Here is a 13,625-nt window from a genome sequence, read left to right as displayed (position 1 = left end):
GGAGGCAAGACGGCGGGGCGGGAGGTGAAGGGCGGAGAGGAAGCAACAGGGCGGGGAGGAAGCAAGAGGGTGGGGCGGACCCCGCGGGTGAGCCCGGCGGTCCCGTTACGGCCTGGACCGGCCTCCGCGGTCGGGTGTGGGGCACGGGACGTGGCTGTGACCGTACCTATGGGGGTCGGGGCGTTTCAGTAGCGGAATTTGTGCTGGGCGCTGCGGCGGTTCACCCAGGCCGGGAGTTCGTCGACGTGCTCGACGTGGGGGATTCTTTCGAGCGGGTCGTGGGCCTTGGTGACGTCGCGCAGGGTGACGACGAAGCCTTGGACGAGGCGGTCTTTTCGCAGGTCGCGGTAGGTGGCCTCGACCAGGATCTGGGTGTCGTCGGGGCGGCGCAGGGCGCAGTGGAGGATGCCGTCGCCCTCGTCGCGGAGGGCTCGGCGGACGTGGCTGCTGTCGTCGGGGTGGACGAGGTCCGGCAGGGTGGCGAACGGGGGCAGGCCGTCCGTGCCGAGGAGTTCCTTGAGGGCCGGGCTGGCGTAGCGGATGACCTGGTCCTCGTCGATGACCAGCATGAGGTCCGCGGTGTTGCGGATGACCGCTCGCAGGTAGAGGTCGCTGTCGCGGCGGCCCACCGCTTCGACCAGGGCGATGCGGTCCAGGGCGAGGGCCGCCTGGCCGGCCAGCACCTCGAGGACGTCGCGGCCCGCGGTCAGGATGTCGTGGCGGCCCGCCAGGATCAGGGCGCCGCCGTTGGGGCGGGCCACCGCGAGGGGTTCGAGCCGGAGCGGGCAGACCAGGGTGGCGTCCTGCGGGCCCGGCCCATCTGAAGCTACGCCGGGAATATCGGAAACATCTGATAAAGCGACCGCGGGGTCGGCAGGGGCCCACCAGCTGCGCTGGCCGGTGCCGGCGGACGCCGGTGGGGGCTTCACGGTGAGCTGGCGGTCGTCGGTGGCGAAGTCGATGCGGTGGATCGTGCCCGGCGGGAGGAGCTGGGTGACGGCCGCGCGCACCGCGGTGCCGACGGCGGCCTCGTCCGCCGCCGCCACCAGGGCCTCGCCGGCCTCGCGGAGTGCCCGTTCGCGGGTCAGTGACTGGCTGTTCTGGGTCACCGAGTCGGCGAGGCGGGTGATGGTCAGGACCAGGGTGAGCAGCCCGGTGACCGCGATGGCGACGCCGTCGGTGACCGTGCCGGACACCGCCTCGGTGAGCAGGACCAGCGGGGGCGTCGCCACGGACAGGCCGAGCAGCGCCGCCCAGCGGCCGTCCCACGGGACCGGGCGGGCCGACGCCGGGTCGGTGAGGCGGGCCATCGAGGGGTGCAGGGCCGCCGCGCCCCAGCTCAGGTACAGCACCATGTAGCCGGTCTCGGCGAGCGGGCCGGGGGCGAGCGGGTACGCGATGTCGCTCATCAGCATCGCGATGGCGCCGGTGCACAGCAGCACGGCCGACCAGTTCAGCCAGGTGGCGGCGGCCAGGCGGGCGGCGACGACCACGAGCAGGAGGCCGCCGATCACGTCCGACGCCGAGATCGTGGCGAACTGCTCGTTGGGGCCGACGCCGAAGACCCACACCACCAGCAGCGCCGAGCTGGCGCAGGCCAGCAGGTCGATGAGGCGGGCTCGGCTCAGCAGGGCCGCGCCGCCGCGGGTGAACTGCAGGAGCGCCAGCACCACGAAGACGAACATGGTGAGGTAGCAGACGTCGGAGGCCGTGTACTTCGCGAACGCGTAGAAGACGTCACCGACGGCGAGGCAGGCCACCGAGGCGGCCAGCATCAGCCATGGACCGATCCGGGCGGGTCGGTGCCGGCTGATCCCGGCGGCCACGGCGCCGACGCTCACGGCTCCGAAGAGGATCCATTCGAGGGCTTGGAGCACGAATAACTAGTACCAGTACGGTCGCTGTCTGTCCATGTCGATGTATACGCAGCGCAATGACCAGGGCGGCCGCCGACGACCACATCGAGCTACGTGCCCGGCCGTGAAGACGAGAGCTGGTCGGGAAAGCCCGCAGCTCAGCGGAACACCTCGGCCACCACCGTGTCGTTGCCGACCCGGCGGTCCCCGGTTACGGGCTGCCACTTCCCATCCGGGGCGGTCCACTCCAGATCCGCGAAACGTACCCGTTCGAGTCCGGTGGTCTTGGCGTGCGAGACGAGCCAGTGCGCGTACCGCCAGCCGGAGCTCGGGTTCTCGACCGTCACCTCGATACCGGCCGCCCGGGCCGCCGGGATGCCCCAGTCCAGCTCGAAGCCCTCGGCGAGCGCGGCGGTCGCGGCGGCCCCGCGCAGGGCGGGCTCCCCGGACACCGTGCAGGCGACGGCGCCGGTGGCCCGCCCGGTCAGCGCCCGCGCCAGCACCGCCGACTCGTCGGCCCACTTCTCGTACGCGTTCGGGTAGGCCGAGCGCTGCACCTTCTGGGCGGCGTCGGTGACGCGCATCTTCTTCCAGCCCTTGACCTTCTTGAGGGCCGAGTAGAACTTCTCCGCCGCGTACCTCGGGTCCTGGATCTCCGCCGCCGAACCCCAGCCCTGGCTGGGACGCTGCTGGAACAGGCCGACGGAGTCGCGGTCGCCGTCGTCGCGGTTCTCCAGCTTGGACTCCTGCAGCGCGGTGGCGAGGGCCACGACCACGGCACGCTCGGGCATCTTGCGGCGGATGCCCACCGCCGAGATCGTCGCCGCGTTCGCCATCTGCACGGCGTCGAGGGTGACCTCGCCGTCGGCGCGCACCGTGCACTCCGGGCCCAGGTGGGGCAGCTTGAGGCCGCCGCCGAAGGACGAGCTGACGATCAGTCCGAGGGCGCCGAGCAGCACGACCACCGCGATGATCGCGATCGGCTTCTTCACCTCGAACCTCCTCGTCGTCGCTCAAGCCTAGACAACGATCACTCGCGGGTTACGCGAGCGGCACCCAGCTCGCCGGGCGCTTCTCCCGGAATGCGGCCACGCCCTCGCGTCCCTCCGCCGATCGGAAGTAGCCGGCGGAGCGTGCGGACAGGTCGGCGAGGTCGGCGCGGATCGAGTCGGCGGCCGGGCGGCGCAGCAGCTGCTTGGTGCCGGCGAGGGCGAGCGGGCCGCCGCGGACCAGGGAGTCGCAGTACGCCTGCACCGCGGCGTCGAGCCCGTCCGCAGCGACCGCCGCGGTGACCAGGCCGATCTGTGCCGCCCGGTCGCCGTCGAACACGTCGCCGGTCAGGTACAGCTCGGCGGCGGCCCGGGGGGCGAGCCGGGGCAGCACTGTCGCGCTGATCACCGCCGGGATCACGCCGAGCCGCACCTCGGAGAAGGCGAACGTCGCCTCCCGGGTGCAGACGGCCAGGTCGGCCGCCGCGATCAGGCCCAGGCCGCCCGCGCGAGCCGGGCCGGCGACGCGCGCCACGACCGGCTTGGGAAACTCCCAGATCGCGGCCAGCACGTCGGCGAGCATCTCGGCGGGCACCCGGCCGTTCTCCCGGGCCTCGGCCGTCTCCTTGAGGTCGGCGCCCGAGCAGAACACCGGTCCGGTGTGCGAGATCACGACCGCGCGGACCGCGGTGTCGGTCAGGGCGGCGGTGAGGCCGTCGAGCAGCTCACGCATGAGCGGGGAGGACAGCGCGTTGCGGTTGGCGGGACTGTCCAGCGTGAGGGTGGCCACGCCGGCGGCGGTGACGGTACGGACCAGAGCCATGCGCCAGACCCTAACGGCACCCGGGCACACTTGACGGATGCCTGGTCCCATGCCCGAGGGTGAGCCCGTACCGAGTGACGGCTCGCTGCCCCCGTCCGCGCTGCACGACGTGGGCCGCAACGGCTTCGGGGTGTACGTGCACGTGCCGTTCTGCGCCAGCCGGTGCGGATACTGCGACTTCAACACGTACACGGCGGCGGAGCTGGGCGGCGGGGCGAGCCGCGACGAGTATGCGGACACCGTGCTGCGCGAGTTGGCGCTGGCCGGAGGCATCGTGCAGGCCCGGGTCGACACGGTGTTCGTCGGCGGCGGCACCCCGACGCTGCTCGAGCCGCGGGACCTCGGCCGCATCCTCGAGGGCATCGACCGCACCTGGGGGCTCGCGGCCGACGCGGAGATCACCACCGAGGCCAACCCCGAGTCGGTGACCCCGGCGTCCCTGCAGGCGCTGCGCAAGGCCGGCTACAACCGGATCTCGCTGGGCATGCAGTCCGCGTCGCCGGGCGTGCTGGCGATCCTCGACCGCCGGCACACCGCCGGGCGCGCGCCCCGGGCCGCCCAGGAGGCGCGCGAGGCCGGCTTCGACCACGTCAACCTCGACCTGATCTACGGGACGCCGGGGGAGACCGCCGACGACTTCGCCGCCTCGCTCGACGCGGTGATCCGGGCGGGGGTGGACCACGTCAGCGCGTACTCGCTGATCGTCGAGGACGGCACCCGCATCGCGGCCCGGATGCGGCGCGGGGAGCTCGCGTACCCGGACGACGACGTCGCCGCGGACCGCTATCTGGCCGCGGAGGCAGCGCTGGGCGCCGCCGGGTTCTCCTGGTACGAGGTCAGCAACTGGGCCACCTCACCCACGGCGCAGTGCCGGCACAACCGCCTGTACTGGACCGGCGGCGACTGGTGGGGGCTCGGGCCGGGCGCGCACAGCCACGTCGGCGGGGTGCGGTGGTGGAACGTCAAGCACCCTTCCGCGTACGCGAAGAGGCTGGCCGAGGGCGTTTCCCCGGGGCTGGGCCGCGAGGTGCTGTCGGACGAGGACCGCCGCGTCGAGGAGGTCATGTTGCGGCTGCGCCTCGCCGAGGGGTTGCCGCTCGAGCTGGCCGACCCGGCGGGGGCCCGGCAGGCGCTGGCCGACGGTCTCCTGGAACCCGAGGCGTACGCCCGGGGCCGCGCGGTGATCACTCTGCGTGGTCGCTTACTCGCGGATGTGGTGGTTCGCACGCTGGTTTAGCTATCCGCCGCGAAAGGTCTGCCGATTGTCCGTTGGTGCCGGAAGCTCCGGGCGCCAGGGGAGGGATCGGCATGCGGGCAGGAACCCGGCGGTGGCTGACAACCGCGGTGGCGGGCGGCGTGATCGTCCTGGGCGCGGCGACCCCGGCTGTCGCGGCCGACGGCGAGACCGCGGACACGTACGCGACGATCGTCGACCCGTCCGGCCGCCCCACGTACGTCGAGGTCGAGGCGCCCACCGCGGCGCAGGAGATCCGCCGCGCCGAGAGCCTGCCGGGCTCGGTCGGCGCGGCCGTCGAGACCCCGGTCACGATCACCGGCGCGGCCTCCGCCGACCCGCTGCGCTCCCTGCAATGGGACAACGACGCGTTGCGCCTCGACGCCATCACGCCCCGGCCCGCGGTCGCCGGGCAGCTCGTCGCGGTGATCGACACCGGGGTGAGCGCCGCCGAGGAGGACTGGGCGTCCGGCCAGGTGCGCTGCGACCTCGGCACGGATGTGGTGGGTGACGCGTACACGGCGTCGAGCGGCGGCACCGGCTGCGTCGACCCGCACGGACACGGCACCCACGTCGCCGGGACCGTCGGGGCGGTCGCCGGCAACGGCATCGGGATGGCCGGGGTCGCGGGCGGGGTGCAGATTCTGCCCGTACGGGCGCTGGACGCCTCCGGCTCCGGCGGCGACGTCGACATCGCCCGGGGCCTCGTCTGGGCCGTCGACCACGGCGCCACGGTGATCAACATGTCGATCGGCGGGCCGCAGTCGGGTGCGTACGACGCGGCTGTCGCGTACGCGGCCGGCCACCGGGTGCCCGTGGTCGTGGCGAACGGCAACAACCGCCTGAGCGGGAACGCCCCGCAGTGGCCGGCGGCGGCGCCCGGCGTCATCGCGGTCGCGGCCACCGAGGCCGGCGGAGACTCGGCGTACTACAGCAACAGCAGCGGCACGGCGCTGATCGCGGCCCCGGGCAGCCGGATCCTCAGCATGGACGCCAGGCACACCACGCCCGGCACGCCGTACGTGTACATGAGCGGCACCTCGATGGCGAGCCCGCATGTGGCCGCGATCGCCGCGCTGTGGCTGGCGGCACACCCGGCCGGCACGGTCGAGCAGCTGCGTGACGCGCTGATCGCCACGGCCACCGACCTGGGCACCTCCGGCTTCGACGACCTCTACGGCTACGGCCTGGTGAATCCCTACGAGTTGCTGACGCCGGCCCCGGAGCCTGTTGTCGAGGATCCCGAGCCCGCTCCCGCTCCCGCTCCCGTCGTGGACGAGCCGGCGCCCGTTCCTTCTCTGGTGGCGCCCGAGGCTCCGGCTTCGGTGCAGGTCGTCGCGCAGACGGAGGCGCTGCGGGTGACGTGGACCGCCGTCGCCGGCACGGACACCGCGCCGGTCGAGGGCTACCGGGTGTATCGGAACGGGACGCTGCGGGCCACGCTCGCCGGGACCAGCTTCACCGATCCGGTGGACGGCGGGGTCGCGTACACGTACGCCGTGGAGGCGTTCGGGGCCGGTGGCACGTCGGCGCGGGTCAGCGCGGTGGGCACGGCACGCTGGGCGGCCGCCGGGCTGTCGGTGAACCGTACGTCGGTGCTCAAGAAGGGCCGGATCGTCGTGCGCGGGACGTCGCTGCGGCCCGGGAGCACGGTCGTGGTGCGGGAGACGTACGCCTACCGGAAGTCGACCCGGACCGTCGTGCTGGCATCCGTGCGGGTGAGCGCGGGCGACAACGTGTCGTTCTCGGTGCTGCCGGTGCAGGGAGCCCGGACCGGGACGCTGAGCCTGCAGGCCGTCGACCACAACGGCCGGGTCCTTCGGGCCGGCCGCTCGATCCGGGTGGGATGACCGGCGGCCCGGTGGGGGCCGGGCGGGCGGCGCCGTCGAGAGCCCGGCGCCGCCGTGCGGTCACTTGATCATCGAGACCGTCATCGGATAGTTGTACGGCTCGTTGTTGTTGGCCTTCACGCCCGCGATGACGCCGACGATCGTGGCGATCAGCCAGGCAGCGATGCCGATGAAGATGCCGATGACGATGCAGCTGAGGATCCAGCCCACCACCGCGATGATCGACCAGAGGATCTGGAAGTTCAGCGCCTTGACCGCCTCCGCGCGCACCACCGGGGACTGGTTGCCCTTGGCGAGCAGCGCGATCAGCGGCGCGATCCATCCGGAGCAGCCGCCGCCGAGGAACGCGCCGGCCGCGCCGCCGAAGTGGGAGACGAGGATCCAGGTCTTGTCGTCGCCGCCGCCCTGGCCGTAGCCCTGCGGCGGGTAGCCGGGCTGGCCGTACGCGCCGGGCGGCGGGGTGCCGTACCCGGGCGGCGGGGTGCCGTAGCCACCCGCGCCGGACGACGGGGGCTGGCCGTAGCCGGCACCGGACGACGGGGGCGGGCCGTAGCCGCCGGCACCCGACGAGGGCGGCGGGGCGTAGCCACCGGCACCGGACGGCGGCGGCGGGGCGTACCCACCGGCGCCGGACGTGGGCGGCGGGGTGCCGTAGCTCGGCGGCTGGGGAGAGCCGTACGCCGGAGGCGGCGGCGGGGTCGGGTCGTTGCCCGGATATGGGTTGATCGGCGCGGTGGGGTCCGAGGGATTTCCCTCACCGGGCGGACGCGGCGGTTCAGTCATGGGCAACACGGTAGGACCGCCGGTCGAACGTGGCGAGGGCAACACCCTGGTGAGGTCGGAGAATAGACACTCGGCTAAGTACACCCGGACCACCGGCCGATCATCGCGCGCGGGCGTGCGGCGACGTAGACTGGCACTCTGCTCACGGGAGTGCCAAGAGCTCTTGCAGACGATCAGGGGGAGGGGTCATGCCGCTCGATGACCGCAAGCTCGAGGTGCTCCGGGCCATCGTCGAGGACTACGTCGCCACCCAGGAGCCGGTGGGCAGCAAGGCGCTCGTGGAACGGCACCAGCTGGGGGTCTCCCCGGCGACCGTCCGCAACGACATGGCCGTCCTCGAGGAGGAGGGCTACATCCGGCAGCCGCACACCAGCGCCGGGCGCGTGCCCACCGACGCCGGCTACCGGCTCTTCGTCGACCGGCTGTCCCGGATCAAGGCGCTGAGCCCGGCCGAGCGGCGGGCGATCGAGCGGTTCCTCGCCGGCGCGGTCGACCTGGACGACGTCGTGCACCGCACCGTACGGCTGCTCGCCCAGCTCACCCGCCAGGTCGCCGTCGTGCAGTATCCGAGCCTGTCCCGCTCCTCGGTGCGCCATCTGGAACTTGTGCCGATTTCCACCACCCGGCTCATGCTCGTGATGATCGCCGACACCGGCCGGGTGGAGCAGCGCCTGGTGGAGCTGCCCGGCCCCACCGACAGCGACGACGTGCTGGACATGCGCCGCAAGGTCAACGCGAAGCTCGCCGGTGAGCGGCTCGCCGACGCGCCGCCGCTGGTGCAGGCGCTGGTCGACGAGTGCGCGCCGGAGAAGCGCAACACGATGACGTGCGTCGCGTCGGTGCTGCTGGAGACGCTGGTCGAGCGCAGTGACGAGCGCCTCGCGCTGGCCGGGACCGCCAACCTCACCCGCGGTGGCGTGCTGGACTTCCAGGGTTCGCTGCGGCCGGTGCTCGAGGCCCTCGAGGAGGAGGTCATCCTGCTCAAGCTCATCGGCGAGGTGGAGCCCAGCACGACCCGGGTGCGCATCGGCGATGAGAACGAGATCGACAATCTCCGGGCGGCATCGGTGGTGAGCACCGGTTACGGACCGGGTACCACAATCGTTGGTGGGCTCGGCGTGCTGGGGCCGACCCGGATGGACTACCCCGGCACCATCGCGACTGTGCGTGCCGTGGCACGCTACGTTGGCGATCTGCTCGCACAGAACTGACGGACAAGCGACGGACGACGGTCTCCAGCGCACAGCGCGGGGCAGACATGAGGACTCGAAACCCTGTGGCCAAGGACTACTACGGAATTCTCGGCGTCAGCCGCGAAGCCACCGACGACGAGATCAAGCGCGCCTACCGCAAGCTGGCCCGTCAGTACCACCCGGACGTGAACCCGGACCCCGAGGCGCACGAGAAGTTCAAGGACATCAACGCCGCGTACGAGGTTCTCTCGGACGACCAGAAGCGGCAGATCGTCGACCTCGGCGGCGACCCCCTGGCGCCCGGCGGCGGTGGTCCCGGCGGCCCCGGTGGTCCCGGCGGCGCGGGCCCGTTCGTGGGTTTCCAGGACATCATGGACGCCTTCTTCGGCACGACCGCCGGCGGCGGCGCCCGGGGACCGCGCCCGCGCACCCGGCCCGGCGCGGACGCGATCCTGCGCCTGGAGCTGGACCTGGTGGAGACGGCGTTCGGCGTCGAGGCGCCGATCACCGTGGACACCGCCGTGCTGTGCACCCAGTGCTCCGGCGCCGGCACCGCGCCCGGAACGCACCTGGCCACCTGTGAGACGTGCGGCGGCCGGGGCGAGGTGCAGTCGGTGCAGCGGACGTTCCTGGGCCAGGTCGTCTCGTCGCGTCCGTGCCAGACCTGCCAGGGGCACGGCACGGTCATCCCGCACCCCTGCCCGACCTGCGCCGGCGACGGCCGCATCCGGACCCGCCGCTCGCTGACGGTGAAGATCCCGGCCGGCGTCGAGGACGGCATGCGCATCCGCCTGGCCCAGCAGGGCGAGGTGGGCCCGGGCGGCGGCACGGCCGGCGACCTGTACGTCGAGATCCACGAGCGGCCGCACGACGTGTACTCGCGTAAGGGCGACGACCTGCACTGCCGGGTCACCCTGCCGATGACCGCCGCGGCGCTCGGCACCCGGCTGACCATCAAGACGCTGGACTCCGAGGAGAACATCGAGGTCAAGCCCGGTACGCAGCCGTCGTCGACGTTGCGCGTCCGCGGCAAGGGCGTGCCGCACCTGCGCGGGCAGGGCCGCGGCGACCTCTTCGTGCACCTCGACGTGAAGACGCCGACGAAGCTGACCCCGGACCAGGAGCGGATGCTGCGCGACTTCGCCAAGACCCGCGGGGAGGACGTGGCGGAGCTCAGCAAGCAGGGTGGTTTCTTCTCGCGTATGCGTGACGCGTTCAACGGCCACTGACCGTGTCGGCTCCGCTGTTCCTCGTGGAGGACCTGCCGGCCGGGCCGCGCCACACGCTGGCCGGCAAGGAGGGCCATCACGCCGCCGACGTGCAGCGGGTCCGCCCGGGCGAGGAGATCGTGCTGGCCGACGGCCGGGGCGGGTCGGTCCGGGCCGAGGTCACGGCGGTGGGCCGGGGCAGCGTGGACGTCGTCGTGGGCGAGCGGTCGTTCGCGGCCGCCGCGGACCCACGCCTGGTCGTGGTGCAGGGCATCGCCAAGGGCGACCGGGGCGAGCTCGCCGTGCAGGCGATGACCGAGACCGGCGTGGACGAGATCGTGCCGTGGGCGGCGTCCCGGTCGGTGGCGCAGTGGCGTGGCGACCGGGGCGTACGAGCCCGCGAGAAGTGGGTCGCCACCGTGCGGGAGGCCGCCAAGCAGGCCCGCCGGCCGTGGCTCCCGGTGGTCGCCGGCGACCCGGACGTCTCCACCAAGCAGGTCGCCGCCCGGCTGGGGCGGGCCGCGGCGGCGTTCGTGCTGCACGAGGAGGCGACCGACCGGCTCAGCGCCGCGAAGCTGCCCGAGTCCGGCGAGGTCGTCCTGGTCGTCGGGCCCGAGGGTGGCATCAGCGACCAGGAGCTGGGCGCGTTCGTGGCCGCCGGTGGGCAGCCGGTGAAGCTCGGCGACTCGGTCCTGCGAACGTCCACCGCGGGGGTCGCGGCGCTGGCTGTGCTGTCGGTGCGGCTGGACCGATGGTGACGGGTAGGGAAGGCTAGCCTAAGCTCACCGCATGGTCCTGACGCGTACGCCGGCGCCTGCGCGTCCGCAGCCGGCGTCCGGTGTCGCACGGACCGGGGCCCGTCGTGGCGTGGGCCTGCTGGTCTGCCTGGGCGTCCTGGCCGCGGTGTGCGTACTGAGCATCGCGCTGGGCACCCGCACCGTCTCAGCCCAGACCGTCTGGGACGCGTTCTTCCACTACACCGACACCGACGACCAGTCGATCGTGCGCGACCTGCGCGTGCCGCGGACCGTGCTGGGGCTGCTCGCCGGGGTCGCGTTCGGACTGTCCGGCGCGGTGATCCAGGCCGTCACCCGCAACCCCCTCGCCGACACCCAGATCCTCGGCATCAACTCCGGCGCCGGGCTCTTCGTCGTCTTCGCGGTCGGCGTGCTCGGCCTCACGAGCCTCTCCCAGTACCTGTGGTTCGGTTTCGCCGGCGTCGCGTTCGCGCTGACGCTGGTGTACCTGCTCGGTGCGGCGGGGCGGGCCGGTGCGACGCCCGTACGCCTGACCCTGGCCGGGGTGGCGCTCGGCGCGGTGATGGACGGCATCTCCGGCGGCATCCGGCTGGTCCGCCCGCGCGCCTTCGATTACCTGCGGTTCTGGGACATCGGCTCGCTGGCCGGCCGGCCCGCCGACGTGGCCGTGACGATCCTGCCGTTCGTCGCCGCCGGTACGGTGCTGGCCCTGCTCGTGGCCCGCTCGCTGAACGCGGTGGCGCTCGGCGACGACCTGGCGCGGACGCTGGGCGCCGGCGTCGGGCGTACCCGGATCCTTGCGACCGCCTCGGTCATGCTGCTGGCCGGCGCGGCTACCGCGGCGGTGGGTCCGATCGGGTTCGTGGGCCTGATGGTGCCGCACGTCGTGCGCTGGATCGTCGGGCCGGACCAGCGCTGGATCTTCGGGTACACGGTCGTGCTGGGGCCGGTGCTGCTGCTCGTCGCCGACATCGTGGGGCGGCTCGTGGTGCGCCCGGGCGAGCTGCGCGTCGGCGTGGTCACCGCCTTCGTGGGCGCGCCGGTGCTGATCTGGTGGATCCGCCGCCGCACGGTGAGCGCCCTGTGAACGTGGACTTCGGGCGGCGCGTTCTGACGGTCCGCGCCGGCCGGCACGTCAGCGGCCGGATCGCGGTCAAGCCCGCGCTCGTCTGCGTCCTGCTCACCCTCATGGCGCTGGCCGTGGCCGTGCTGGCGCTGGGTACGGGCGAGTTCACGCTGTCCCCGGCCGAGGTGCTGCGGGCGCTGGCGGGCGAGGGCACCCGCGCCGCCCGTCTGGTCGTGGTCGAGTGGCGGCTGCCGCGCGTGCTGCTCGCCCTGATGATCGGCGCGGCGCTCGGGCTGGCCGGGGCGATCTTCCAGGCGCTGACCCGTAACCCGCTGGGCAGCCCGGACGTCATCGGCTTCAACACCGGCGCGTACACGGGCGTGCTCGTCGTGACGGTCGTCGCCGGCAACGGCTACTACCCGGTCGCGGCCGGCGCGCTCGTCGGCGGCCTGGCCACCGCGGTCGTCGTGTACCTGCTCGCGTTCCGGCGCGGCGTGCAGGGCTTCCGGCTCATCATCGTCGGCATCGCGATCAGCGCCATGCTGGCCTCGGCCAACCAGTGGTTCATCGCCGAGGCCGACCTGCAGGCCGCCTTCGCCGCGGCGCTGTGGGGCCAGGGCAGCCTGAACGGGCTCGGCTGGGCGCAGGTCACCCCGGTGGCGGTCGCGCTGGGTGCGCTCTGCCTAAGCCTTGTCGCGTACGGGCCACGCCTGGCGCTGCTGGAGATGGGCGAGGACGCGGCGGCCTCGCTGGGCGTCCGGGTCGGTGCCGTCCGGCTCGCGTACCTGGTCATCGGGGTGGCCCTGACCGCGGTCGCGACGGCCGCCGCCGGGCCGATCTCGTTCGTCGCGCTGGCCGCCCCGCAGCTGGCGCGGCGGCTGACCCGGACGCCGGGCATCGCCCTGGTCCCGTCGGCGGCGATGGGCGCGTTCCTGCTGATGCTCAGCGACTGGCTCGCGCAGCGGGCGTTCGCGCCCACCCAGCTGCCGGTCGGCGTGGTGACCGTGTCGGTGGGCGGCGTCTACTTCGTCTGGCTGCTGCTGCGCCAGGCCCGTCGGTGAGGGGGCAACCGTGACCTTGGCAGCGCGCGACATCACGATCGGCTACGACCGCCGGACGATCTCCGAGCACCTCGACCTGGACCTGCCGGCCGGCCGGTTCACGGCGATCATCGGCCCGAACGCGTGCGGGAAGTCGACGCTGCTGCGCGCGCTGTCCCGGCTGCTCAAGCCGTCGGCCGGCGCGGTGCTGCTGGACGGGCGGGACATCCACGCGCGACCCGCCAAGGAGGTCGCGCGCCGGCTCGGGCTGCTGCCGCAGTCGTCGATCGCGCCGGACGGCATCTCGGTGGCGGAGCTGGTCGCCCGGGGGCGGTTCCCGCACCAGAAGCTGATCCGGCAGTGGTCGCCGGAGGACGAGGCGGCCGTGGTCGCCGCGATGGCCGCCACGGGCGTCGGTGACCTCTCCGGCGAGCTCGTCGACACGCTCTCCGGCGGCCAGCGGCAGCGCGTCTGGGTGGCCATGGTGCTCGCCCAGCAGACCCCGATCGTGCTGCTCGACGAGCCCACGACGTTTCTGGACATCGCCCATCAGATCGAGCTGCTGGAGCTGTGCGTACGCCTCAACCGCGAGCAGGGCACGACGATGGTGGCGGTGCTGCACGACCTGAACCAGGCGGCCCGGTACGCCGACCACCTCGTCGTGATGCGGTCCGGTGCCGTGGTGGCCCAGGGCGATCCCCGCGAGGTGCTGACCGCGGCCCTGGTGGAGCGGGTGTTCGGGCTGGGCTGCCGGATCATCGACGACCCGGAGACGCACACCCCGATGGTCATTCCGCGCTCCGGCTTAGGCTAGCCTTACCTGGC

12 protein-coding genes are annotated in these 13,625 nt (G+C 73.2%); 8 read left to right on the top strand and 4 right to left on the bottom strand.

Going from position 1 to position 13,625, the window contains the following annotated elements; translation table 11 throughout:
- Positions 1–185: 185 nt before the first annotated feature.
- From IT780_RS42810 to IT780_RS24565, 3 genes are all read right to left on the bottom strand, one after another.
- Positions 186–1,877 carry a PAS domain S-box protein gene (locus IT780_RS42810; RefSeq protein WP_199514002.1) on the bottom strand — a complete coding sequence of 564 codons (1,692 nt, stop codon included), beginning with the start codon at positions 1,875–1,877 and terminating at the stop codon, positions 186–188.
- A gap of 137 nt (positions 1,878–2,014) precedes the next feature.
- Positions 2,015–2,848 carry a hypothetical protein gene (locus IT780_RS24570; protein WP_307831353.1) on the bottom strand — a complete coding sequence of 278 codons (834 nt, stop codon included), beginning with the start codon at positions 2,846–2,848 and terminating at the stop codon, positions 2,015–2,017.
- 49 nt (positions 2,849–2,897) lie between these two features.
- Positions 2,898–3,668 carry an enoyl-CoA hydratase-related protein gene (locus tag IT780_RS24565; RefSeq protein ID WP_199514001.1) on the bottom strand — a complete coding sequence of 257 codons (771 nt, stop codon included), beginning with the start codon at positions 3,666–3,668 and terminating at the stop codon, positions 2,898–2,900.
- 37 nt (positions 3,669–3,705) lie between these two features.
- Between IT780_RS24565 and hemW the strand changes: the two genes are divergently transcribed.
- Complete coding sequence (hemW, locus tag IT780_RS24560; protein ID WP_199514000.1) at positions 3,706–4,905, top strand: radical SAM family heme chaperone HemW; 1,200 nt, start codon at positions 3,706–3,708, stop codon at positions 4,903–4,905.
- A 71-nt stretch (positions 4,906–4,976) separates the two neighbouring features.
- Positions 4,977–6,752, top strand: a complete 1,776-nt coding sequence (locus IT780_RS24555; RefSeq protein ID WP_199513999.1) for a S8 family serine peptidase — start codon at positions 4,977–4,979, stop codon at positions 6,750–6,752.
- A 60-nt stretch (positions 6,753–6,812) separates the two neighbouring features.
- Here IT780_RS24555 and IT780_RS24550 read toward each other — a convergent pair whose 3' ends face one another.
- Complete coding sequence (locus tag IT780_RS24550; RefSeq protein ID WP_199513998.1) at positions 6,813–7,535, bottom strand: DUF4870 domain-containing protein; 723 nt, start codon at positions 7,533–7,535, stop codon at positions 6,813–6,815.
- A gap of 188 nt (positions 7,536–7,723) precedes the next feature.
- On the opposite strand from IT780_RS24550, the gene hrcA reads away from it, so the two are divergent.
- The 6 genes from hrcA to IT780_RS24520 all read left to right on the top strand — a co-directional run bounded on the left by hrcA (position 7,724) and on the right by IT780_RS24520 (position 13,614).
- Positions 7,724–8,746, top strand: a complete 1,023-nt coding sequence (gene hrcA, locus IT780_RS24545; RefSeq protein WP_199513997.1) for a heat-inducible transcriptional repressor HrcA — start codon at positions 7,724–7,726, stop codon at positions 8,744–8,746.
- Positions 8,747–8,811: 65 nt separating this feature from the next.
- Complete coding sequence (gene dnaJ, locus IT780_RS24540; RefSeq protein ID WP_199514060.1) at positions 8,812–9,957, top strand: molecular chaperone DnaJ; 1,146 nt, start codon at positions 8,812–8,814, stop codon at positions 9,955–9,957.
- 2 nt (positions 9,958–9,959) lie between these two features.
- Complete coding sequence (locus tag IT780_RS24535) at positions 9,960–10,694, top strand: 16S rRNA (uracil(1498)-N(3))-methyltransferase (protein ID WP_199513996.1); 735 nt, start codon at positions 9,960–9,962, stop codon at positions 10,692–10,694.
- Between the two features lie 31 nt (positions 10,695–10,725).
- The gene (locus IT780_RS24530; RefSeq protein WP_199513995.1) at positions 10,726–11,781 is read left to right on the top strand and encodes an iron chelate uptake ABC transporter family permease subunit; all 1,056 of its coding nucleotides are present in this window, start codon (positions 10,726–10,728) and stop codon (positions 11,779–11,781) included.
- Entirely contained in the window at positions 11,778–12,821 is a 1,044-nt protein-coding gene (locus tag IT780_RS24525; RefSeq protein ID WP_199513994.1) for a FecCD family ABC transporter permease, read from the top strand. The genes IT780_RS24530 and IT780_RS24525 overlap by 4 nt, the downstream gene beginning before the upstream one ends.
- Before the next feature lie 31 nt (positions 12,822–12,852).
- Complete coding sequence (locus tag IT780_RS24520; RefSeq protein WP_199514059.1) at positions 12,853–13,614, top strand: ABC transporter ATP-binding protein; 762 nt, start codon at positions 12,853–12,855, stop codon at positions 13,612–13,614.
- The last annotated feature ends 11 nt before the right edge of the window (positions 13,615–13,625 follow it).

The organism is Nucisporomicrobium flavum (assembly GCF_016464385.1).
Lineage (GTDB): Bacteria > Actinomycetota > Actinomycetes > Mycobacteriales > Micromonosporaceae > Actinoplanes > Actinoplanes flavus_A.
The sequence above is the reverse complement of the archived record's forward strand: the minus strand, read 5'-3'. Positions and strand labels throughout refer to the sequence as shown.

Bases quoted from the DNA above. Each gene is read 5' to 3' on its own strand.
- hrcA (WP_199513997.1), top strand. From the start codon at position 7,724: ATGCCGCTCGATGACCGCAAGCTCGAGGTGCTCCGGGCCATCGTCGAG.
- IT780_RS24530 (WP_199513995.1), top strand. From the start codon at position 10,726: ATGGTCCTGACGCGTACGCCGGCGCCTGCGCGTCCGCAGCCGGCGTCC.
- IT780_RS24550 (WP_199513998.1), bottom strand. From the start codon at position 7,535: ATGACTGAACCGCCGCGTCCGCCCGGTGAGGGAAATCCCTCGGACCCC.
- hemW (WP_199514000.1), top strand. From the start codon at position 3,706: ATGCCTGGTCCCATGCCCGAGGGTGAGCCCGTACCGAGTGACGGCTCG.
- IT780_RS24555 (WP_199513999.1), top strand. From the start codon at position 4,977: ATGCGGGCAGGAACCCGGCGGTGGCTGACAACCGCGGTGGCGGGCGGC.
- IT780_RS24565 (WP_199514001.1), bottom strand. From the start codon at position 3,668: ATGGCTCTGGTCCGTACCGTCACCGCCGCCGGCGTGGCCACCCTCACG.